The organism is Klebsiella quasipneumoniae subsp. quasipneumoniae (genome assembly GCF_020525925.1).
In the GTDB taxonomy this organism is placed as follows: Bacteria; Pseudomonadota; Gammaproteobacteria; order Enterobacterales; family Enterobacteriaceae; genus Klebsiella; species Klebsiella quasipneumoniae.
The window spans coordinates 3,031,696-3,053,057 of the sequence record NZ_CP084876.1 but is presented as its reverse complement, the minus strand read 5'-3'; the positions used below and the strand labels follow the sequence as shown (position 1 = coordinate 3,053,057).

17 protein-coding genes and 1 other annotated feature are annotated in these 21,362 nt (G+C 58.2%); of the genes, 9 read left to right on the top strand and 8 right to left on the bottom strand.

The genetic code is table 11. The features are described 5' to 3' along the window. Window positions 1-149: 149 nt before the first annotated feature. From trpA to LGM20_RS14805, 5 genes are read right to left on the bottom strand one after another with little or no spacing between them, the layout of a single operon-like run. Window positions 150-959, bottom strand: coding sequence for a tryptophan synthase subunit alpha (trpA, locus tag LGM20_RS14825; protein ID WP_023289322.1), 810 nt, complete (start codon window positions 957-959; stop codon window positions 150-152). Next, on the bottom strand, window positions 959-2,152 hold the full coding sequence (gene trpB, locus LGM20_RS14820) for a tryptophan synthase subunit beta (protein ID WP_023289323.1): 1,194 nt from the start codon (window positions 2,150-2,152) through the stop codon (window positions 959-961). Before trpB ends, trpA begins: the two co-directional genes overlap by 1 nt. Window positions 2,153-2,161: 9 nt before the next feature. Then, complete coding sequence (gene trpCF, locus LGM20_RS14815; RefSeq protein ID WP_023289324.1) at window positions 2,162-3,520, bottom strand: bifunctional indole-3-glycerol-phosphate synthase TrpC/phosphoribosylanthranilate isomerase TrpF; 1,359 nt, start codon at window positions 3,518-3,520, stop codon at window positions 2,162-2,164. A 3-nt stretch (window positions 3,521-3,523) separates the two neighbouring features. Next, window positions 3,524-5,119 carry a bifunctional anthranilate synthase glutamate amidotransferase component TrpG/anthranilate phosphoribosyltransferase TrpD gene (gene trpD, locus LGM20_RS14810; RefSeq protein WP_023289325.1) on the bottom strand — a complete coding sequence of 532 codons (1,596 nt, stop codon included), beginning with the start codon at window positions 5,117-5,119 and terminating at the stop codon, window positions 3,524-3,526. Further along, window positions 5,119-6,681 (bottom strand): anthranilate synthase component 1, encoded by a 1,563-nt coding sequence (locus LGM20_RS14805; protein WP_023289326.1) that lies wholly within the window; start codon window positions 6,679-6,681, stop codon window positions 5,119-5,121. The genes trpD and LGM20_RS14805 overlap by 1 nt, the downstream gene beginning before the upstream one ends. Before the next feature lie 33 nt (window positions 6,682-6,714). Next, window positions 6,715-6,810, bottom strand: a sequence feature (Trp leader region). A 159-nt stretch (window positions 6,811-6,969) separates the two neighbouring features. Between LGM20_RS14805 and rnm the strand changes: the two genes are divergently transcribed. The 4 genes from rnm (at window position 6,970) to rluB (ending at window position 10,497) form a co-directional block, all read left to right on the top strand. After that, window positions 6,970-7,833 (top strand): RNase RNM, encoded by an 864-nt coding sequence (gene rnm, locus LGM20_RS14800; protein ID WP_044522437.1) that lies wholly within the window; start codon window positions 6,970-6,972, stop codon window positions 7,831-7,833. 16 nt (window positions 7,834-7,849) lie between these two features. Further along, entirely contained in the window at window positions 7,850-8,470 is a 621-nt protein-coding gene (locus tag LGM20_RS14795) for an L-threonylcarbamoyladenylate synthase (RefSeq protein WP_023289328.1), read from the top strand. An 81-nt stretch (window positions 8,471-8,551) separates the two neighbouring features. Further along, complete coding sequence (locus tag LGM20_RS14790; RefSeq protein WP_023289329.1) at window positions 8,552-9,214, top strand: response regulator; 663 nt, start codon at window positions 8,552-8,554, stop codon at window positions 9,212-9,214. Between the two features lie 380 nt (window positions 9,215-9,594). Then, entirely contained in the window at window positions 9,595-10,497 is a 903-nt protein-coding gene (gene rluB, locus LGM20_RS14785) for a 23S rRNA pseudouridine(2605) synthase RluB (RefSeq protein WP_023289330.1), read from the top strand. A gap of 60 nt (window positions 10,498-10,557) precedes the next feature. On the opposite strand, the gene cobO is transcribed toward rluB, so the two are convergent. Both cobO and LGM20_RS14775 read right to left on the bottom strand, forming a co-directional pair. Further along, window positions 10,558-11,148: a cob(I)yrinic acid a,c-diamide adenosyltransferase gene (gene cobO, locus LGM20_RS14780; RefSeq protein ID WP_023289331.1), complete on the bottom strand. Its 591-nt coding sequence runs from the start codon at window positions 11,146-11,148 to the stop codon at window positions 10,558-10,560. Next, window positions 11,145-11,906 (bottom strand): YciK family oxidoreductase, encoded by a 762-nt coding sequence (locus LGM20_RS14775; protein WP_032452539.1) that lies wholly within the window; start codon window positions 11,904-11,906, stop codon window positions 11,145-11,147. Before LGM20_RS14775 ends, cobO begins: the two co-directional genes overlap by 4 nt. A 255-nt stretch (window positions 11,907-12,161) precedes the next feature. Between LGM20_RS14775 and sohB the strand changes: the two genes are divergently transcribed. Next, complete coding sequence (gene sohB / locus LGM20_RS14770) at window positions 12,162-13,208, top strand: protease SohB (protein ID WP_032429135.1); 1,047 nt, start codon at window positions 12,162-12,164, stop codon at window positions 13,206-13,208. A gap of 62 nt (window positions 13,209-13,270) precedes the next feature. Here sohB and LGM20_RS14765 read toward each other — a convergent pair whose 3' ends face one another. Beyond that, window positions 13,271-13,522: a YciN family protein gene (locus tag LGM20_RS14765; RefSeq protein WP_002901761.1), complete on the bottom strand. Its 252-nt coding sequence runs from the start codon at window positions 13,520-13,522 to the stop codon at window positions 13,271-13,273. Window positions 13,523-13,928: 406 nt separating this feature from the next. Between LGM20_RS14765 and topA the strand changes: the two genes are divergently transcribed. The 4 genes from topA (at window position 13,929) to acnA (ending at window position 21,319) form a co-directional block, all read left to right on the top strand. Next, window positions 13,929-16,526 (top strand): type I DNA topoisomerase, encoded by a 2,598-nt coding sequence (gene topA, locus LGM20_RS14760; protein ID WP_023289334.1) that lies wholly within the window; start codon window positions 13,929-13,931, stop codon window positions 16,524-16,526. Between the two features lie 343 nt (window positions 16,527-16,869). Beyond that, on the top strand, window positions 16,870-17,844 hold the full coding sequence (gene cysB, locus LGM20_RS14755; RefSeq protein WP_004203875.1) for an HTH-type transcriptional regulator CysB: 975 nt from the start codon (window positions 16,870-16,872) through the stop codon (window positions 17,842-17,844). 245 nt (window positions 17,845-18,089) lie between these two features. Next, window positions 18,090-18,257, top strand: a complete 168-nt coding sequence (locus LGM20_RS14750) for a YmiA family putative membrane protein (RefSeq protein WP_002901776.1) — start codon at window positions 18,090-18,092, stop codon at window positions 18,255-18,257. Window positions 18,258-18,646: 389 nt separating this feature from the next. Next, a complete protein-coding gene (gene acnA / locus LGM20_RS14745) occupies window positions 18,647-21,319 on the top strand; it encodes an aconitate hydratase AcnA (RefSeq protein ID WP_023289335.1) in 2,673 nt (890 codons plus the stop codon). The last annotated feature ends 43 nt before the right edge of the window (window positions 21,320-21,362 follow it).

Here is a 21,362-nt window from a genome sequence, read left to right as displayed (position 1 = left end):
CGCCCGCCATCAATTTCCACGTTAAAGCGCATCGCCTGGCGTCAAGGTGTCGATCATCGTTCAGTCTGATGTGCAGGCGTGCAAGATGACGTGGAGGGGGAGAGAACGCGAGGAAATCGCCGCCCGGCGCAAGGCCAGGCGGCTGACGGTCAGGCGGTTTTGGTCGCCGCCTTCAGGCTCTGGACGAAGGCTTTCAGCTCGTCGAGCATGGCCTGCGGCTCATCAAGATGGCGTTCGATGATTTTGACGATGGCGGAACCGGAGATCGCCCCGGCGGCGCCGGCGTCAATGGCGGCGCTCACCTGCTCCGGCGCGGAGATGCCAAAGCCCTGCAGCGGCGGCGCGGCGTGATATTCCGCCAGCTTCTCCACCAGATGGTGCAGCGGCAGCGCAGCGCGATTTTCCGCACCCGTCACCCCGGCGCGCGACAGCAGATAGGTGTAGCCGCGGCCATATGAGGCAATCTGGCGCAGTAAATCGTCATCCGCATTGGGCGGGCAGATGAAAATCGGCGCGATGTTATGGCGCATCGCCGCCTGGCGGAACGGGGCGGACTCTTCCACCGGCACGTCGGCGACCAGCACCGAGTCGACGCCGACGCGGGCGCACTGGGCATAGAACTCATCGATACCCGGGCTGAAGACGAGGTTGGCGTACATCAGCAGGCCGATTGGGATCGTCGGATGCTTCTGGCGGATCGCCGCCAGCATCTCAAAGCACTGCGCCGGGGTCACCCCCGCGGCGAAGGCGCGCAGGGCCGCGCCCTGGATGGTCGGGCCGTCCGCCAGCGGGTCGGAGAAGGGGATCCCCAGCTCAAGGGCATCGGCGCCGCCTTCGATCAGCGCATCGATAATTTTCAGCGACTGCTCCGGTCCCGGATCGCCAAGGGTCACAAAGGGGACGAAGGCGCCTTCCTGGCGGTTTTTTAGTTGGGCAAACAGCGTCTCATAGCGTTCCATCAGATTTCCCCTCGCGCTTTCAGGATGTCGTGTACGGTGAAAATGTCTTTATCGCCGCGGCCGGAGAGGTTAACCACCAGCAGCTGCTCTTTTTCCGGGTTTTCGCGCATCATCTTCAGCGCGTGGGCCAGGGCGTGCGAGGACTCCAGCGCCGGGATGATCCCTTCGTGGCGGGAGAGCGCTTTGAACGCGTCCAGCGCTTCGTCGTCGGTGATCGACACATAGTCGGCGCGCCCGGTGCTGTTCAGATACGCGTGCTGCGGCCCAACGGACGGGAAGTCCAGCCCGGCGGAAATGGAGTAAGATTCCTCGATCTGGCCGTCGGCGGTTTGCATCATCGGCGACTTCATGCCGAAGTAGATCCCAACGCGACCATGCTTCAGCGGCGCGCCGTGCTCCCCGCTTTCGATACCGTGCCCGGCAGGCTCCACGCCGATCAGGCCGACATGGGTTTCCTCGATAAAATCAGCGAACATGCCGATGGCGTTTGATCCGCCGCCGACGCAGGCGATCACCGCGTCCGGCAGGCGTCCCTCTTTTTCGAGGATCTGCGCTTTGGTCTCTTCGCCAATCATGCGCTGGAATTCACGCACGATGGTTGGGAACGGGTGCGGACCGGCGGCGGTGCCCAGCATATAGTGCGCCTTCTCGTAGCTGCCGGACCAGTCGCGCAGCGCCTCGTTACAGGCATCTTTCAGCGTGGCGGAGCCGCTGTGCACCGGGATCACTTCGGCGCCCATCAGGCGCATACGGAAGACGTTCGGCGACTGGCGCTCGACGTCCTTAGCGCCCATGTAGATACGGCATTTCAGGCCGAGCAGGGCGCTGGCCAGCGCTGAGGCGACGCCGTGCTGGCCGGCGCCGGTCTCGGCGATAATTTCGGTTTTGCCCATCCGTTTGGCCAGCAGAGCCTGGCCCAGTACCTGGTTGGTTTTGTGCGCGCCGCCGTGCAGCAGATCTTCGCGTTTCAGGTACAGGGTGGTGCGGGTCCCTTCGGTCAGGTTCCGGCATTTGGTCAGGGCCGTCGGACGACCGGCGTAGTTTTTCAGCAGGTCGGTGAATTCCGCCTGAAAGGCCGGGTCCTTCTGCGCGCTGACAAAGGCTTCTTCCAGCTGGCGCAGGGCGGGCATCAGGATCTGCGGCACATACATGCCGCCGAATTCGCCGAAGTAGGGGTTCAGTAAAGTGCTCATTATTGCTCCTTAATATGCGCGCAGCGTCTGGAAAACGGAGGCCAGCTTGCTGGCGTCTTTAATCCCGGGTTGCGACTCTACGCCTGAATTGAAATCGAGTCCGGCACAGCCGCTTTTGGCCGCTTCCACACAGTTATCGGCGCCGAGGCCGCCGGCCAGCATAACGTTGCGCAGATCCTGGCCCTGCAGCAGGCTCCAGTCAAAACGCTGGCCGCTGCCGCCCTGGCCGTTGTCGAGCAGATACTTATCGACATGGCGGAGTGTACGGGCCGGCAAAGTTTCACCAACGCTCAACGCTTTCCAGATGCGGACGTTATCCGCGAGGGCGTCGCGCAGCGCGTCGATATAAGCCTGGTCTTCATCACCGTGCAGCTGCACGGCGGCCAGCCCCAGGGCCTGGGCGCGGGCGACCACCTCGTCCAGCGGCGCATTGCGGAAGACGCCGACGTACTGCAGCGGCGCGGCGGCGATCACCGCTTTGGCCTGGGCGTCATTTACCGCCCGCGGTGAGGTCGGGACGAAGATCAGGCCACCGTAGATGGCGCCGGACTCCCAGGCCACCTGGGCATCCTGTGGGCGCGTCAGGCCGCACACTTTGTTCTCGCCGAGCAGCACGCGTTTGACGGCCGCTTCCAGATCCGCCTGCTCCATCAGGGCGGAGCCGATCAGGAAGCCGTTGGCGAAGTGGCTCAGCTCACGCACTTCGGCATAGGTATGGATGCCGGATTCGCTGATCACCGTGACATCCGGGCCGAGACGCGCCGCCAGCTGACGGGTGCGGTTAAGGTCAATCGACATATCGCGCAGGTCGCGGTTGTTAATGCCCACCACCTTCGCCTTCAGAGCGATGGCGCGCTCCAGCTCCTCTTCATTGCTGACTTCGGTCAGCACGCCCATATTCAGGCTGTGAGCCACCGCGGAGAGCTGACGATATTGTTCATCGTCGAGCACCGAGAGCATCAGCAGGCAGGCGTCGGCCTGATAGTAGCGCGCCAGGTAGATCTGGTAAGGGTCGATGGTGAAGTCCTTACACAGGATCGGCTGCGGCGCGACCTTGCTGACGATCGGCAGAAAATCGAAGCTGCCCTGGAAATATTTCTCATCACACAGCACCGAGATCGCCGAGGCGTAGTGTTTGTAGATGCTGGCGATCGCCGCCGGATCGAAATCTTCGCGAATCAACCCCTTCGACGGCGAGGCCTTTTTGCACTCGAGAATAAACGCGGTGCGGGTGCCGGCCAGCGCGTCATAGAAATTGCGCTGCGTCGGGACGACCTCATTCTGAAAACTGGCTAACGGTTGTTGTTGTTTGCGGGCTTCCACCCAAATCGCTTTGTCGGCAACGATTTTTGCTAAAACGGTCTGCATTCTTTACCCTCTTGCCGCTAAGGCGGTCACTCTGTCATAGGCCGCGCCGCTGTGCAGCACATCCAGTACCTGCTGAGCGTTAGCTTTCAGATCTTCATGCCCGTGTAAACGCATCAACATGGCGACGTTGGCGGCGACGGCGGCTTCGTGAGCGGCTTCACCTTTACCTTGTAGCAAGCGCGTCAGAATGTCACGGTTTTCTTCCGGCGTACCGCCCGCCAGCTGCGCCTGATGGTAAGGCGTCAGGCCGAAGTCGTCGGCGGTCAACTGATAGCTTTTGATTTCTCCGGCATGCAGCTCGGCGACCACCGTGGGCGCATGCAGCGAGACTTCATCCATCCCGCCGCTGTGCACCACGGCCGCGCGCTGATAACCGAGTACGCGCAGGGTTTCCGCAATCGGCAACACCAGCTCCGGGCTGTAGACGCCAATCAGCGCCAGCGGCGGATGCGCCGGGTTGATCAGCGGTCCCAGCACATTAAACAGGGTACGGGTCTTCAACTGCTGACGGACCGGCATCGCGTGGCGGAAACCGGTGTGATACTTGGGCGCGAACAGGAAGCAGACGCCCAGCTCATCGAGCGCCGCGCGGGATTTATCGGCGTTCATATCGAGATTAATGCCGAAGGCCGCCAGCAGGTCGGAAGAGCCTGATTTACTGGAGACGCTGCGGTTGCCGTGCTTCGCCACTTTTAATCCACAGGCGGCGGCGACAAACGCGCTGGCGGTGGAGATATTAATGCTGTTGCTGCCGTCGCCACCGGTGCCGACGATGTCGGCAAACAGGTAGTCCGGGCGCGGGAACGGCGCGGCGTTTTCCAGTAGCGCGGTGGCGGCGCCGGCAATTTCCTGCGGCTGCTCGCCGCGCACTTTCATGCTGACCAGCGCGGCGGCCAGCTGTTCAGGCTTCACTTCGCCGCGCACCACGGCGGAGAACAGCTGGTGGCTCTCCTGCTGGCTCAGGGTTTCCGCCTGGTACAGTTTCTCGAGGATCGGCTGGAGGGTGTTGGTATGCTCCAGCTTCTGCAGCGCCCAGGCCAGAGTCTGCTCCAGCAGTCGCGCGCCCTGGGTGGTGAGGATCGATTCCGGGTGGAACTGGAAGCCGCACACCCGGTCCGCATCGTGACGCACCGCCATCACCATGCCGTTGAAATTGGCGTTAATCGTCAGCCCGGCGGGAATATTGCTGCCGACCAGCGAGTGGTAGCGCGCCACCGGCAGCGGGTTAGCCAGACCGGCAAACATCGCCTGGCCGTCGTGCTCAATGCTGGAGGCTTTGCCATGGAGGATCTCGCCCGCCTGGCCGACATAGCCGCCGTAGGCTTCGACAATGGCCTGGTGGCCGAGGCAGATGCCGATGATCGGCAGCTTGCCCCGCATGCGGGTCAGCAATTCCGGCATGCAGCCGGCTTCGCTTGGCGTACCCGGGCCAGGGGAGAGCATCAGCACCGGGTTGTCCATGGTGCCCAGACGCTCAATCAGCGCCTGCGCCGGAACGGAGTTACGGTAAATCACCACGTTATGGCCGTTGGCGCGCAGCTGGTCTGCCAGGTTATAGGTGAAAGAATCGATATTATCGAGCAGCAGAATGTCAGCCATCAGAAAATCTCCTTCGCGTGATGGGCCTGGGCAATGGCGCGCAGCACCGCGCGGGCTTTATTTCGGGTCTCATCCGCTTCCGACTGGGGAACCGAGTCGAGCACAATGCCGGCTCCGGCCTGGACGGTAGCGATACCCTCCTGCACGTAGGCGGAACGGATGACGATGCAGGTGTCGAGGTCGCCGTGGGCGGTGAAATAGCCCACCGCGCCGCCGTAGCTGCCGCGTCGTTTACCTTCGGCGGCGGCAATCAACTGCATGGCGCGAACCTTCGGCGCGCCGCTGAGAGTGCCCATGTTCATGCAGGCGCGGTAGGCGTGCAGCACATCAAGATCCTGACGCAGTTCACCCACCACCCGGGAGACCAGATGCATGACAAAGGAGTAACGGTCAACCTTGGTTAAATCGGCGACATAGCGGCTGCCCGGGGTGCAGATGCGGGCCAGATCGTTGCGCGCCAGGTCCACCAGCATCAGGTGCTCGGAAAGCTCTTTGTGATCGGTGCGCATTTCCAGTTCGATACGGCTGTCGAGATCGCGATCCAGCGAACCGTCGGCGCGGCGGCCGCGCGGCCGGGTGCCGGCGATGGGGTAGATCTCAATCTGACGGCTGACGGCATCGTACTTCAGCGAGCTCTCCGGCGAGGCGCCGAACAGGGTAAAATCGTTGTCCTGCATAAAGAACATATACGGGCTGGGGTTGCTCTTCTTCAGCACATCATAGGCGGCCAGCGGCGACGGACAGGGCAGCGAGAAGCGGCGGGAAGGGACTACCTGGAAGATTTCCCCGGCGCGGATCGCGCGCTGCATTTTGCGCACCACCGCGCCGTACTCTTCATCGCTCTGGTCAACGTCGCAGCGCATTTCGGCCACGGTGGTGACCGGCAGCGGCAGCGGCGGCTCGTTCAGCTGCTGGCGCAGCTGGCTCAGGCGCTGCTCCAGGCGCTGTTTTTCACTCTCCAGCGGCGTGAACAGGCTCGCCTGGATGCGGGTATGCTTGGTCTGATGATCGATGACCAGCAGGGTCTCCGCGAGATAGAAACAGTAGTCCGGGCAGGCGGTGTCGCTCTGCAGCGGCGGCAGATCTTCAAAGCCGGCCACCAGGTCATAGGCGAACAGGCCGCCGAAGAACATCGCTTCACGCTCGTTGGCCGGGACGGTCACCAGCTCCTGCAGGAGACGGAAGGCGTCAAACACTGACAGCGAGCAGAGGCGGGCGTCTTCATCGAGCAGGGAGCTGACCGCCGGGAAGGTCAGAATGCGGCCATTGGGCTGGCGCTGATTGGCGATCCCGGAGGGCAGCGCGCCGTCCAGCAGCTCCAGCAGCGCGGCGCCGTTGGCGGAGAGGGCCTGAATGGTGACAGTGTCACCGAGGGCAGTGATACGCAGCGCGCTGTCTACCAGCAGCAGGCTTTTTAAGTCATCTTTGCTGTCGATGTCAGCCGATTCCAGCAACAGGGTGGCCGGACGGGCGCCGCACAGTTGGTGGAATAACGCCGTCGGGTTCTCCCGGTAGATGGCGTCGCTGGTGAGAAGCTCGAGTGCCGGTTTGGATGTTTGCATTATTGTTCTCGCCTGTTCGTATTATTTTTGTCCAATAAAAAGCCCGCTCATTGGCGGGCCGGGTATCTGTATGCTGAATGCAAAACGCGATCACGCCGCCCGTTATCAGGAGGTGCGCCACCAGCTGTGCAGAGTGATAAAGTGCATTTTCATCGTGATACCCCTTCATGTGAACTTGCGTACTAGTTAACTAGTTCGATGGAATAAAGTCAACCCTTGTTTGCAGATTTTCTCTGCCTGTCGGTATGATAATGCGCTTATTTACGTTGATGTCCAGCAGGAGTCCTTTTGAGCGACAGCCAATACGCAGTGATTTACGATCTGCACAGCCATACCACCGCCTCTGACGGGCGGCTGACTCCGCAGGAACTGGTCCATCGCGCCCATGAGATGCGCGTTGGCACGCTGGCGATCACCGACCATGACAGCGTGGCGGCTATCCCGGGGGCCCGGGAAGAGATTGCCCGCGCCGGATTACCCTTGAACCTGGTGAACGGCGTCGAGATTTCCACCCTCTGGGAGAATCACGAGATTCATATTGTGGGTCTCAATATTGAAATTGCGCACCCGGCGATGACCGCCCTGCTGGAGGAGCAGAAAGCGCGGCGCCAGCAGCGCGGCCAGATGATAGCCGAGCGTCTGGAGAAGGCGCGCATCCCCGGCGCCTGGGAAGGGGCGCTGCGGCTGGCGGACGGTGGCGCCGTCACCCGCGGCCATTTTGCCCGTTTTCTGGTGGAGGCCGGCCACGCGAAGAACATGGCGGAGGTCTTCAAAAAATACCTTGCCCGCGGGAAAACCGGTTACGTGCCGCCGCAGTGGTGTACAATAAAACAAGCAATTGATGTCATTCATCATTCTGGCGGCAAGGCGGTGATAGCCCATCCCGGACGTTACGATCTTTCCGCCAAGTGGCTGAAGCGGCTGTTGGCCCACTTTAGCGAGCAGGGCGGTGATGCCATGGAAGTGGCCCAGTGCCAGCAGGCGCCCCACGAACGCGCTCAACTGGCCGCCCTGGCCGTGCAGTTTGGTCTTCTGGCGTCGCAGGGATCCGATTTCCATCAACCCTGCGCGTGGATCGAGCTTGGCCGTAAGCTCTGGCTCCCTGCCGGCGTCGAAGGCGTCTGGCACAGCTGGGAAGCGGCCGCCGAATAAAAATTGAGAGGGAAGTATGAGCCAGTTTTTTTATATCCATCCGGATAACCCGCAGGCGCGGTTGATTAACCAGGCGGTGGAGATTGTGCGTAAGGGCGGGGTGATCGTTTATCCTACTGACTCCGGCTACGCGCTGGGCTGCAAAATTGAAGACAAGGGCGCGATGGAGCGGATCTGCCGCATCCGTCAGCTGCCGGACGGACACAACTTCACCCTGATGTGCCGCGACCTGTCCGAACTGTCAACCTACGCCTTTGTGGACAACGTGGCGTTTCGCCTGATGAAAAACAATACGCCGGGCAACTACACTTTTATCCTCAAAGGAACGAAAGAGGTGCCGCGCCGGCTGCTGCAGGAGAAGCGTAAAACCATTGGTATGCGCGTCCCGTCCAATCCCATCGCTCAGGCGTTGCTTGAGACCTTAGGCGAACCGATGCTCTCCACCTCGCTGATGCTGCCCGGCAGCGACTTTACCGAATCCGACCCGGAAGAGATCAAAGATCGTCTGGAGAAAGTCGTGGACCTCATTATCCACGGCGGCTTCCTTGGACAGCAGCCGACCACGGTTATCGATCTCACTGAAGACGCTCCGGTGGTTCTGCGCGAAGGCGTCGGCGACGTGAGGCCGTTTCTGTAATCTGACGAAAAGTGGGCTGAAGCAACGCTCGAAGGTCAGGAGCCTGTCTGGCTCCTGAAAGACTCATGGGAGAACCTGGTTATGCTTCATGAGCTGATATCGTTAATCAATGTTGTTATTTGGCCCGCTATTGTTCTGTTTTTTCTATGTCGATTTGGAACTGCAATCAACCGGTTTCTTGAAAACCTCAGCCGCCTTTCCATTAAAGGTCCCGGCTTTGAAGTCGAGACCTTCAATAAAGGGGCTGAGTCTAGTGCCAATCTTGCCGCTGCATTGGCCAGCAAAGGTACCATTGCTAAAGGCGAGGGTAATGTAGAGCAAAGCGTTCTGGATGACGTCAACGTAGTGACTCAGGCTGTAACGCCGAGAGTATTGCGAAGAGCGGGTGATGCCGTCATCTTGTGGGTTGATGACAGACCCAATGGTAATCGCTTTGAACGTCAGTCCATGGAAGCTCTGGGCATAAGGTTTGTTAATGTAGTATCTACCGACGAGGCTCTCGAAAGACTAAAAAATCAGTCGTTTGATGTGATTATTTCCGATATGAAGAGGCCTGGGGATGATCGTGCGGGATATACTCTCCTGGATGAGCTAAGAAGAAAGGGCAAAGACATTCCATACATTATCTATGCGAGCTCCAATGCTGCTCAGCATAAGGAACAAGCAAAACAGCATGGCGCTTTAGACGCGACCAATAATCCGCCGGAATTATTTCGCCTGGTCATGGGGGCGTTAAAAAAATAATTATCCATCAAATCCAGAGGATGGCTTCTGCATTCCACCCCTTGCTCAATCCACGCTGGAGGCGGGTTATCTGTAAATTTCCTTTCCCGGATTGATAATCAATGACCCACCAGGTCTTTATAGGTTCAGGCTGCTCGCAAATCTAAGCGTCCGCGCAAAATCTGTTCCATACTCAAGGCGCAATGCGGCGAACAGAAGCTTTCCCGACGAAGTTAGTGTAGTATGTTCGGCCACGATTACGGGCTCGCGGTGAATGTTTTGCGCATGCCAGCGAGACTTTACGTAAAAAGTATATACCTAACAATGAGTTGTTGATAAAGGCCTCATTGTTTCATAAAGCATACCAGACGCCTGGGAAGGCGACACCTTAAGGAAGCTCAATGAGCGAGAAACTGCAAAAAGTGCTGGCCCGCGCCGGCCACGGCTCCCGCCGTGAAATTGAAGCGAAAATCGAAGCTGGCCGCGTCAGCGTCGATGGCAAAATCGCCACCCTCGGCGACCGTGTGGAAATCGTCCCCGGTTTAAAAATTCGTATCGATGGCCATCTGATCTCGGTGAAAGAGTCCGCCGAGCAGATCTGCCGCGTGCTGGCTTACTACAAGCCGGAAGGCGAACTGTGCACCCGTAACGATCCGGAAGGGCGCCCGACGGTGTTCGATCGTCTGCCTAAACTGCGCGGCGCGCGCTGGATTGCCGTTGGTCGTCTGGACGTCAACACCTGCGGCCTGCTGCTGTTCACCACCGACGGCGAACTGGCAAACCGTCTGATGCACCCGAGCCGTGAAGTCGAGCGTGAGTACGCCGTTCGCGTTTTCGGCCAGGTGGATGAAGATAAGCTGCGTCAGCTGTCTCGCGGCGTGCAGCTAGAAGATGGTCCGGCGGCGTTTAAAACCATTAAATTCACCGGCGGTGAAGGGATTAACCAGTGGTACAACGTCACCCTGACCGAAGGGCGTAACCGCGAAGTGCGTCGCCTGTGGGAAGCGGTCGGCGTGCAGGTCAGCCGCCTGATCCGCGTGCGCTACGGCGATATTTTGCTGCCGAAAGGCCTGCCGCGCGGCGGCTATACCGAGCTGGACCTGGCGCAGACCAACTACCTGCGCGAGCTGGTGGAACTCACTCCGGAAACCAGCTCTAAGGTCGCCGTTGAAAAAGATCGTCGCCGGTTGAAAGCCAATCAGATCCGCCGGGCGGTGAAGCGCCACAGCCAGAGCAGCGCTAACCCGCGCCAGGGTAATAACAGCAACCGCCGTTCCAGTACCCGCAATAAGACCAACGGTTAATGTTGCGCGTTCCGGTGGTTTTGCGCCGGAACGCGGACTTCCTTTCGCCGTATCCGGCCCTCAGTAGTCAATCCCCATCTGTGCTTTAATGCCGGCATCAAAAGCATGTTTCACCGGGCGCAGCTCGCTGACGGTATCCGCAAGTTCAATAATATCGCGATGACAGCCGCGGCCGGTGATGATCACCGACTGGTGGGCAGGACGCTCACGTAGGGCGCTCAGCACCGCCTCCAGCGGCAGGTAATCGTAGGCCACCATGTAGGTCAGTTCGTCCAGCAGCACCAGATCGAGCTGGTCGTCGGCAAGCATACGGCGGGCATGCTCCCAGACCGCCAGACAGGCGGCGGTGTCGCTGTCGCGGTCCTGGGTGTTCCAGGTAAAGCCTGTCGCCATTACCTGGAATTCGACGCCGTGTGGCTCCAGCAGATTACGCTCGCCGTTAGGCCAGGTCCCCTTAATAAACTGGATCACGCCGACTTTTTTGCCGTGGCCGACGGCGCGGGTCGCGGTGCCAAAGGCGGCGGTGGTTTTGCCTTTGCCGTTGCCGGTAAAGACCATCACAATGCCGCGTTCGTCCTGGGCCGCCGCCACCCGGGCGTCAACTTTATCTTTCAGCCGCTGCTGGCGTTCGCGGTAGCGTTCATCACTCATTGGGCAATTCCTGGTTTACGCCCCGGTTGGGCGTCGAAGGTCATTCCCGTCTTGCGACGACTGTCGTCGCCCATCAGCCACAGATAGACGGGCATAATGTCAGCGGGGGTTTTCAGTTTCAGCGGATCTTCCGTCGGAAACGCGCTGGCGCGCATGCCGGTGCGGGTACCGCCAGGGTTGATGCAGTTCACGCGCAGGTGGCGGCTTTGGTACTCGTCGGCCAGAACCTGCATCATCCCCTCGGTAGCGAATTTGGAGACGGCATAGGCGCCCCAGTTGGCGCGACCCTGACGACCGACGCTGGATGAGGTAAAGACCAGCGAACCTGATTCAGAACGGAGTAATAAAGGAAGAAGCGCCTGGGTCAGCATAAAGGTGCCATTGACGTTCACCTGCATCACCTGCTGCCAGACCTCCGGTTTCTGCTCATCCATCGGGCAGATATCGCCGAGCAGGCCAGCATTGTGCAGCACGCCGTCAAGGCGGGGATAGTGCATGCTGATCTGCTGCGCCAGCTGCTGACACGCCTGCGGCGTGCAGGTTAGCAGGTCGAGAGTAAACCAGCGGGGGGAAATACCGCCCTCGCGTTCAATCTCCTGGGCGACGGCGCGCAGTTTTTCGTCGTTGCGGCCAAGCAGAATCACGCTGGCGCTGTAGCGGGCGTAGGTCAGGGCCGCTTCACGGCCAATTCCGTCGCTGGCCCCGGTGACCAGAATGATGCGATCTTTCAGCAAGTGGCGTTGCGGTTGATAATGCACGGCGACTCCTTTGGCGATCGGCTCTCGATCGCGCTTCATCTTTGGTATCTCACTTTTGCGCTGTTATGCCTGAAAGCGCCCGCCATTGCAATCGGCGAAGCGGAAAGTATTCACAAAATTAATATCTTGCAACGATTTCAGCCTCGCTGAAAAAAAACGGAATCCGCTGCGCAGAGGACACAAAGCACAAAGACTTCTCGCCAGGGGCTGATGTACACTGTGCAGCAACGTCAGTGCTTTACACAAGGTGAAAACGTGGAATTACTTGCTCAATATGGCTTATTTTTAGCCAAGATCGCGACCGTTGTCGTCGCTATCGCGGTGATTGCCGCTATTATCGTCAACCTGGCCCAGCGCAAGAAGCAGCGCGGCGAGCTGCGGGTGACGAATCTTAGCGAGCATTATAAAGAGATGAAGGAGTCGCTGGCGGTGGCCCTGCTGGATGGCCCGCAGCAGAAGCAGTGGCATAAGTCGCAGAAGAAAAAGCAAAAGCAAGAGGCGAAGGCGGCGAAAGCGCGGGCGAAGCTGGGTAACGTGGAGCCGGAAGGCAAGCCGCGCGCCTGGGTGCTGGATTTCAAAGGCAGCATGGATGCCCATGAGGTCACCAGCCTGCGCGAAGAGATCACCGCGGTGCTGGCCGCGGCGAAAGCGCGCGATCAGGTGGTGATTCGTCTGGAAAGCCCCGGCGGGGTGGTGCACGGCTACGGGCTGGCTGCCTCTCAGCTGCAGCGCTTGCGTGACAAACAGATCCCGCTGACGGTGGCGGTCGATAAAGTGGCGGCCAGCGGCGGCTATATGATGGCCTGCGTGGCGAACAAAATTGTCTCGGCGCCGTTTGCGATCCTCGGCTCTATTGGCGTGGTGGCGCAGATCCCAAACCTGCACCGTTTCCTGAAGAACAAAGATATTGATATCGAACTGCACACCGCCGGACAGTACAAACGAACGCTCACTATGCTGGGTGAAAACACTGAAGAAGGACGGCGCAAGTTCCGCGAGGATCTCAATGAGACGCACCATTTGTTCAAGGATTTCGTCCATCGGATGCGCCCGGGCCTTGATATTGAGCAGGTGGCCACTGGCGAGCACTGGTACGGGGTACAGGCGCTGGAAAAAGGGCTGGTGGATGCGGTTGAAACCAGCGATGAGCTGCTGCTGGGATTAATGGAAAGCCACGAGGTGATCGGGGTGCGTTATCAACAGCGTAAGAAAATGCTCGATCGCTTCACCGGTAGCGCGGCGGAGAGTGCCGATCGACTGCTGCTGCGCTGGTGGCAGCGCGGACAGAAGCCGCTGATGTAGATGATAAAACGCGAGGCTCTGCCTCGCGTTCTCGTTTAGAGCGGTCTTAATCTACGCCGGTCTTAATCGACAAGGTGATATTTGTCCGACAGCTCATGGGCGAGGTACTTAAACATATTAAATACCGCTGTACTCTTTGGCGTCGGCAGACCCTGCTCATCAAGATAAAACTCACCGCTAAACACCAGGACATTGTTGCGCTGAACGACGTCGGTGGCTTCGATACCGGCTAACGTATCCTCATGTTCGCGAATAAGTTTGTTGGCTTTTTCGAGCAGCGTCTGGCGATCGATTGGTTGGGTTGTACCTTGCATAACGGACTCCTCTTTTTCTCCTGGCGTAGTTTACGCCGCGCGGCGGCGCGGGGCAAATTTTCCATGGACAAAACAGGGGTAATCGTAACCAGTGGAGAAACAGCCGTTTACTGGCGTGATTCGCTTTTGCATGCTAATAAAGTTGCGTAACGAATTTTATCAGGTACAGTGTGACGCTTTCGGCGATCTGGCAACAGATTTGCTTGACATTCGGCCAAAAATTCTTCGTGCTATGTCACCTGACGAAAAAAGGTCAGCAAACTCAAGCGCCTGGTTTTACGGAGTTGAAACAGGTGTTCTGGGTTGATATTCACCGACGGTGCCGCAACATATGAGGCAGTCGCCAGTGGAGGGTGTATGAATGTGCGATGTATTCCTGGATGAATCAAATTAGGTAAAGGTGAATATGGGTAAAGCTCTCGTTATCGTTGAGTCCCCGGCAAAAGCCAAAACGATCAATAAGTATCTGGGTAATGACTACGTGGTGAAATCCAGCGTCGGTCATATCCGCGATTTGCCGACCAGTGGATCAGCTTCCAAAAAGAGCACCGACTCTACCGCCACCAAAGGGGCTAAAAAGCCTAAAAAGGACGAACGTGGTGCTCTGGTTAACCGCATGGGCGTGGACCCATGGCATGACTGGAATGCGCATTATGAAGTACTTCCGGGTAAAGAAAAGGTAGTTTCCGAACTCAAACAGTTGGCGGAAAAAGCTGACCACATCTATCTCGCAACCGACCTTGACCGCGAAGGGGAAGCCATTGCCTGGCACCTGCGGGAAGTCATCGGCGGCGATGAGCAGCGTTACAGCCGCGTGGTGTTCAATGAGATCACCAAAAACGCCATTCGTCAGGCTTTCGAAAAGCCGGGCGAGCTGAATATCGATCGGGTTAACGCCCAGCAGGCGCGTCGCTTTATGGACCGCGTGGTGGGTTATATGGTTTCGCCGCTGCTGTGGAAAAAAATCGCCCGTGGTCTTTCTGCCGGGCGCGTGCAGTCCGTCGCGGTCCGCCTGGTGGTGGAGCGTGAGCGTGAAATCAAAGCGTTCGTCCCGGAAGAGTACTGGGAAGTTGATGCCAGTACCACCACGCCGGGCGGCGACGCGCTGCCGCTGCAGGTGACCCATAAGGATGATAAGCCATTCCGTCCGGTCAGCCGTGATGAGACGATGGCGGCGGTATCGCTGCTGGAAAAAGCCAGCTACAGCGTACTGGAGCGGGAAGACAAGCCGACCAGCAGTAAGCCGGGCGCACCGTTCATCACCTCCACCCTGCAGCAGGCGGCCAGCACCCGTCTCGGCTTCGGCGTGAAAAAGACCATGATGATGGCTCAACGTCTCTATGAGGCGGGTCACATCACCTATATGCGTACCGACTCCACCAACCTGAGTCAGGACGCGCTGAACATGGTTCGCGGTTATATCAGCGATAAGTTTGGTAAAAAATATTTGCCGGAAAGCGCGAATCAGTATGCCAGCAAAGAAAATTCACAAGAAGCGCACGAAGCGATTCGTCCGTCTGATGTGAACGTGCTGGCGGAAACGCTGAAAGATATGGAAGCGGATGCGCAGAAACTGTATCAGCTGATCTGGCGCCAGTTTGTCGCCTGTCAGATGACGCCGGCGCAGTACGACTCCACGACGCTGACCGTGGCGGCGGGCGATTTCAAACTGAAAGCGCGCGGTCGTACCTTACGCTTCGACGGCTGGACCAAAGTGATGCCGGCCCTGCGCAAGGGCGATGAAGACCGGACCCTGCCGCTGGTCAAACAGGGCGACCAGCTGAGCCTGGTCGAGCTGACGCCTGCGCAGCACTTTACCAAGCCGCCGGCGCGCTTCAGCGAAGCCTCGCTGGTTAAAGAGCTGGAAAAACGCGGCATCGGCCGTCCGTCGACCTATGCTTCGATTATCTCCACCATTCAGGATCGTGGTTACGTGCGAGTGGAAAACCGTCGTTTCTACGCGGAGAAAATGGGCGAGATCGTCACCGACCGACTGGAAGAGAACTTCCGCGATCTGATGAACTACGACTTCACCGCGCAGATGGAAGATCGTCTCGATCAGGTGGCTAACCACCAGGCCGAGTGGAAAGAGGTGCTGAACCACTTCTTCGGCGATTTTACCACCCAGCTGGAGACGGCGGAGAAAGATCCGGAAGAGGGCGGCATGCAGCCGAACCCGATGGTGCTTACCAGCATCGACTGCCCGACCTGCGGCCGTAAAATGGGTATCCGTACCGCCAGCACCGGCGTTTTCCTCGGTTGTTCGGGCTATGCCCTGTCGCCGAAAGAGCGCTGCAAAACCACCATTAACCTGGTGCCGGAAAACGAAGTCCTCAACGTGCTGGAAGGCGATGACGCCGAAACTAACGCGCTGCGCGCCAAACGCCGCTGCCAGAAGTGCGGTACGGCGATGGACAGCTACCTTATCGATCCTAAGCGTAAACTGCACGTCTGCGGTAACAACCCGACCTGCGATGGCTATGAGATTGAAGAGGGTGAGTTCCGCATCAAGGGCTATGACGGTCCGGTAGTGGAGTGCGAGAAGTGCGGCTCCGAGATGCACCTGAAGATGGGGCGTTTTGGGAAGTACATGGCTTGTACCAACGACGAGTGTAAGAATACGCGTAAGATCCTGCGCAATGGGGAAGTGGCGCCGCCGAAGGAAGATCCGGTGCCGCTGCCGGAGCTGCCGTGTGAGAAGTCTGACGCCTATTTCGTACTGCGTGACGGGGCCGCGGGCGTCTTCCTGGCGGCCAACACCTTCCCGAAATCACGGGAAACGCGCGCGCCGCTGGTGGAAGAGCTGTACCGCTTCCGCGATCGTCTGCCGGAAAAACTGCGTTATCTCGCCGATGCGCCGCAGCAGGATCCGGAAGGCAATAAGACGCTGGTGCGCTTTAGCCGTAAAACGAAGCAACAGTACGTAGCGTCCGAAAAAGAGGGCAAAGCGACCGGCTGGTCTGCCTTCTTTATCGACGGTAAATGGACGGAAGCTAAAAAGTAACTGACCATTATCAGGCAGGAAAAGGGCGCTTTTCCTGCTCTGGCGGCCGGCAGGGGCCATGGATGCCTCTGCCGTGTCGTTTTCCTTTCTCTCCGCGCTTTTCACCCTCTTATAACCACCTATATTATTTTTCGTTACCGTCTATACAGTGTTGATATAAATGATATAGTGGTTATAGTTAATGCCTTTTTTATTATTAAAACGTCTTATACATCATCGCTTTCAGGATGCGTTGCGGCGCCACTATGGTCAACTGCCGGGAGGCCTGGCCTTCACCGGCGACAAGTTGCCTGAACGTAAAGTGTATTAAGCGGCTTCATTTTACGCGCAAACGGATATCAGCATGAAACTACAACAGCTTCGCTACATCGTTGAGGTGGTTAACCATAACCTGAATGTTTCATCCACCGCCGAAGGGCTTTATACCTCTCAGCCAGGCATCAGTAAGCAGGTGCGTATGCTGGAAGACGAGCTGGGCATCCAAATCTTTGCCCGCAGCGGCAAGCATTTGACTCAGGTGACGCCTGCCGGGCAGGAGATCATCCGTATTGCCCGCGAGGTGTTGTCGAAAGTCGATGCCATCAAATCTGTCGCCGGGGAGCATACCTGGCCGGACAAAGGATCGCTGTACGTGGCGACCACCCATACCCAGGCGCGCTATGCGTTGCCCGGGGTGATCAAGGGCTTTATTGAACGCTATCCGCGGGTGTCGCTCCATATGCATCAGGGTTCGCCAACCCAGATCGCCGAAGCCGTGTCGAAAGGCAACGCCGACTTCGCCATTGCTACCGAAGCGCTGCATCTGTATGACGACCTGGTGATGCTGCCATGCTATCACTGGAACCGGTCGATCGTGGTGACGCCGGAGCATCCTCTGGCCTCCAGGGGCTCGGTATCAATAGAAGAGCTGGCGCAGTACCCGCTGGTGACCTATACCTTTGGCTTCACGGGCCGCTCCGAACTGGACACCGCGTTTAACCGTGCGGGCCTGACGCCGCGCATTGTCTTTACCGCTACCGATGCCGACGTCATTAAAACCTATGTTCGCCTGGGGCTGGGGGTTGGGGTGATTGCCAGCATGGCGGTAGATCCGGTCTCCGATCCGGACCTGGTGAAGCTGGATGCCAACGGTATTTTCAGCCACAGCACCACTAAAATAGGCTTCCGCCGTAGCACCTTCTTACGAAGCTACATGTATGATTTTATTCAACGTTTTGCACCCCATCTGACTCGGGATGTTGTGGATACCGCAGTGGCGCTACGGTCGAATGAAGATATTGAAGCGATGTTCAAAGATATAAAACTTCCGGAAAAATAACCACGTTAAAAATAATGGCATTCCGTGTAAGGAGTGCCATTAACTATCATGGCCCTTATTTAACAACTTAAACCTCGAACCAATCACAAAATTAAGAATTTCTGATAACGCGTTTTTCATAATGCCCGTCGCGATCAAATAACCGGTCAAATATATTCCATCAGGCCTAAATTCACTGGATTAATCGTTTATCCATAATTAAGATTTATCTGTACCTGATGATTTGAGCAATTGGTGGTGACAATATGATAAGTAATATCGATTACATGAAACTGGCGATGTCATACGAAAATGACAAAACCGAAATCGATCCCGTTCTGCGTAGTCGCGTATGGGGCGTAGTGTTGGTAGGGCTGGCGATGTTCTGGAGCATCATCGCGCTCACCATCTGCAACATCTGGATTGTCAGCTAAAGCTGTAGGTCATCGTTGTAGATACATGTCATTTTTATGACAGTGAAAGGAAACTGTAATATAAAATCAGTGACCGGCAATACAGGGAGAATATATTTTGCCGCGGGATTCATCCAACCTGAAATCAATCACAAGAGCTAATCGGCCAGCAGGTAATGATTAGCTCTTTTTTTGTCCTCGTGTACTAATACAATATCGCTTAAAAGACCTCTCTGCACTATTTTGGTGCTATTTCCTCTGCGCGTAGATAATTCCCTTTTAACCCCTCTCCGTCACATCAGATTTAGCAATTTGGGTTGTTATCAAAGTGTTATGCCCAGCATGTGTTATCTTTAATGGAGACCCTGAGGAGAATCGGGGTATGCCATCCCTGAGATAAAGGAGGAGCTATGTCGTCAACCCTACGAGAAGCCAGTAAGGATACGCTGCAGGTTAACGCGAAAACCTGGCATTACTACAGTCTGCCGCTGGCGGAGAAGCAGCTGGGCGATCTCAGTCGACTGCCCAAGTCGCTGAAGGTGCTGATGGAGAACCTGTTGCGCTGGCAGGACGGTGACTCGGTGACTGAAGAAGATATTCGCGCCCTTGCCGGTTGGCTGCAGCAGGCCCATGCCGACAGGGAGATTGCTTATCGTCCGGCCCGCGTCCTGATGCAGGACTTTACCGGCGTACCGGCGGTGGTGGATCTGGCCGCCATGCGCGAGGCGGTGAAACGCCTGGGCGGCGATACCGCGAAGGTGAACCCGCTGTCGCCGGTCGACCTGGTAATCGACCACTCGGTGACGGTCGACCGCTTCGGCGATGACGAAGCCTTTGAAGACAACGTCCGCCTGGAAATGGAACGTAACCACGAACGCTACGCTTTTCTGCGCTGGGGGCAGCAGGCCTTCAGCCGCTTCAGCGTGGTGCCGCCGGGCACCGGGATTTGCCACCAGGTCAACCTGGAATATCTCGGACGGGCGGTGTGGAGCGAAGAGGTGAATGGGAAGTGGATGGCGTGGCCGGATACCCTGGTGGGTACCGACTCCCATACCACCATGATTAACGGGCTCGGCGTGCTGGGCTGGGGCGTGGGCGGGATTGAAGCGGAAGCCGCCATGCTTGGCCAGCCGGTGTCGATGCTGATCCCCGATGTGGTAGGCTTTAAGCTCAGCGGCAAATTGCGCGAAGGCATTACCGCTACTGACCTGGTCCTGACGGTCACCCAGATGCTGCGCCAGCACGGCGTTGTCGGAAAATTTGTTGAGTTCTACGGTGACGGTCTGGATACCTTGCCCCTGGCCGACCGCGCCACCATCGCCAATATGGCGCCAGAGTATGGCGCCACCTGCGGTTTCTTCCCGATCGATGACGTGACGCTCAGCTATATGCGCCTCAGCGGACGTAGCGAAGAACAGGTGGCGCTGGTGGAAGCCTATGCCAAAGCGCAGGGCATGTGGCGCCAGCCGGGCGATGAGCCGGTCTTTACCAGTACCCTGGCGCTGGATATGGGCAGCGTTGAAGCAAGCCTCGCCGGGCCGAAGCGGCCGCAGGATCGCGTGGCGCTCGGCGATGTGCCGAAAGCCTTTGCCGCCAGCGGCGAGCTGGAGGTTAACCACCTTCAGCGTCAGCGCCAGCCGGTGGCGTATACGCTGAACGGGCATCACTATTCGCTGCCGGATGGCGCTGTGGCCATTGCGGCGATCACGTCCTGTACCAACACCTCCAACCCCAGCGTGCTGATGGCCGCCGGCCTGCTGGCGAAAAAAGCCGTCGAACGCGGACTGCAGCCGCAGCCGTGGGTGAAAGCTTCTCTGGCCCCGGGCTCGAAAGTGGTGTCGGATTATCTGGCCCATGCCGGCCTGACGCCTTACCTCGACCAGCTCGGCTTCAATCTGGTGGGGTATGGCTGTACCACCTGTATCGGTAACTCCGGCCCGCTGCCGGAACCTATTGAAGAAGCAATCAAAAAGGGCGACCTCACCGTCGGGGCGGTGCTCTCCGGTAACCGTAACTTCGAAGGGCGTATCCACCCGCTGGTGAAAACCAACTGGCTGGCCTCGCCGCCGCTGGTGGTCGCTTACGCGCTGGCCGGGAACATGAACATCGATCTTACCCGCGAGCCGCTGGGGCAGGGCAGCGACGGCGAGCCGGTCTATCTGAGAGATATCTGGCCGAGCGGGGAGGAGATTGCCCGCGCAGTGGAACAGGTCTCCACGGAGATGTTCCGCAAAGAGTACGCGGAAGTGTTTTCCGGGACAGAAGAGTGGAAGGCGATCAAGGTGGAGGCGTCAGATACCTACGACTGGCAGGAAGATTCGACCTATATTCGCCTGTCGCCGTTCTTTGACGAGATGGGCATTGAGCCGCTGCCGGTGGAGGATATTCACGGCGCGCGGATCCTCGCCATGCTGGGCGATTCAGTGACCACTGACCACATTTCGCCGGCGGGAAGCATCAAAGCCGATAGTCCGGCAGGCCGCTATCTGCAGGAGCATGGGGTTGCCCGGCGCGACTTTAACTCCTACGGCTCCCGTCGCGGTAACCATGAGGTGATGATGCGCGGCACCTTCGCCAATATCCGCATCCGCAACGAAATGGTGCCGGGGGTGGAAGGGGGCATGACCCGCCATCTGCCGGACCGCGAACCGGTGGCAATCTACGATGCAGCGATGCTATATAAAGCTGAGGGCATACCGCTGGCGGTGATTGCTGGTAAGGAGTATGGCTCAGGTTCCAGTCGCGACTGGGCGGCGAAGGGGCCGCGCCTGCTGGGGATCCGGGTGGTCATCGCCGAGTCCTTCGAACGTATCCACCGCTCCAACCTGATCGGGATGGGGATTCTGCCGCTGGAGTTCCCGCAGGGCGTCACCCGTAAAACGCTACAGTTGACCGGCGAAGAGCGGATTGATGTCAGTAACCTGCAGTCGCTGCAGCCCGGCGCCACGGTGCCAGTGACCCTCACCCGCGCTGACGGCTCGCAGGAGGTGATCGCCTGCCGGTGTCGTATCGACACGGCGACCGAACTCACCTACTACCGCAACGATGGCATTTTGCACTACGTTATCCGCAATATGCTGTAAAACGAAGGGCCAGCATCGCTGGCCCTCTCTTTACGCTGCCGCC

What these genes read in the sequence shown, in the direction of transcription:
- trpA (WP_023289322.1), bottom strand. Translation starts at nt 959, where the DNA reads ATGGAACGCTATGAGACGCTGTTTGCCCAACTAAAAAACCGCCAGGAA.
- trpB (WP_023289323.1), bottom strand. Translation starts at nt 2,152, where the DNA reads ATGAGCACTTTACTGAACCCCTACTTCGGCGAATTCGGCGGCATGTAT.
- trpCF (WP_023289324.1), bottom strand. Translation starts at nt 3,520, where the DNA reads ATGCAGACCGTTTTAGCAAAAATCGTTGCCGACAAAGCGATTTGGGTG.
- trpD (WP_023289325.1), bottom strand. Translation starts at nt 5,119, where the DNA reads ATGGCTGACATTCTGCTGCTCGATAATATCGATTCTTTCACCTATAAC.
- LGM20_RS14805 (WP_023289326.1), bottom strand. Translation starts at nt 6,681, where the DNA reads ATGCAAACATCCAAACCGGCACTCGAGCTTCTCACCAGCGACGCCATC.
- LGM20_RS14795 (WP_023289328.1), top strand. Translation starts at nt 7,850, where the DNA reads ATGAGCCAGTTTTTTTATATCCATCCGGATAACCCGCAGGCGCGGTTG.
- LGM20_RS14790 (WP_023289329.1), top strand. Translation starts at nt 8,552, where the DNA reads ATGCTTCATGAGCTGATATCGTTAATCAATGTTGTTATTTGGCCCGCT.
- rluB (WP_023289330.1), top strand. Translation starts at nt 9,595, where the DNA reads ATGAGCGAGAAACTGCAAAAAGTGCTGGCCCGCGCCGGCCACGGCTCC.
- cobO (WP_023289331.1), bottom strand. Translation starts at nt 11,148, where the DNA reads ATGAGTGATGAACGCTACCGCGAACGCCAGCAGCGGCTGAAAGATAAA.
- LGM20_RS14765 (WP_002901761.1), bottom strand. Translation starts at nt 13,522, where the DNA reads ATGCAAGGTACAACCCAACCAATCGATCGCCAGACGCTGCTCGAAAAA.
- topA (WP_023289334.1), top strand. Translation starts at nt 13,929, where the DNA reads ATGGGTAAAGCTCTCGTTATCGTTGAGTCCCCGGCAAAAGCCAAAACG.
- cysB (WP_004203875.1), top strand. Translation starts at nt 16,870, where the DNA reads ATGAAACTACAACAGCTTCGCTACATCGTTGAGGTGGTTAACCATAAC.
- LGM20_RS14750 (WP_002901776.1), top strand. Translation starts at nt 18,090, where the DNA reads ATGATAAGTAATATCGATTACATGAAACTGGCGATGTCATACGAAAAT.
- acnA (WP_023289335.1), top strand. Translation starts at nt 18,647, where the DNA reads ATGTCGTCAACCCTACGAGAAGCCAGTAAGGATACGCTGCAGGTTAAC.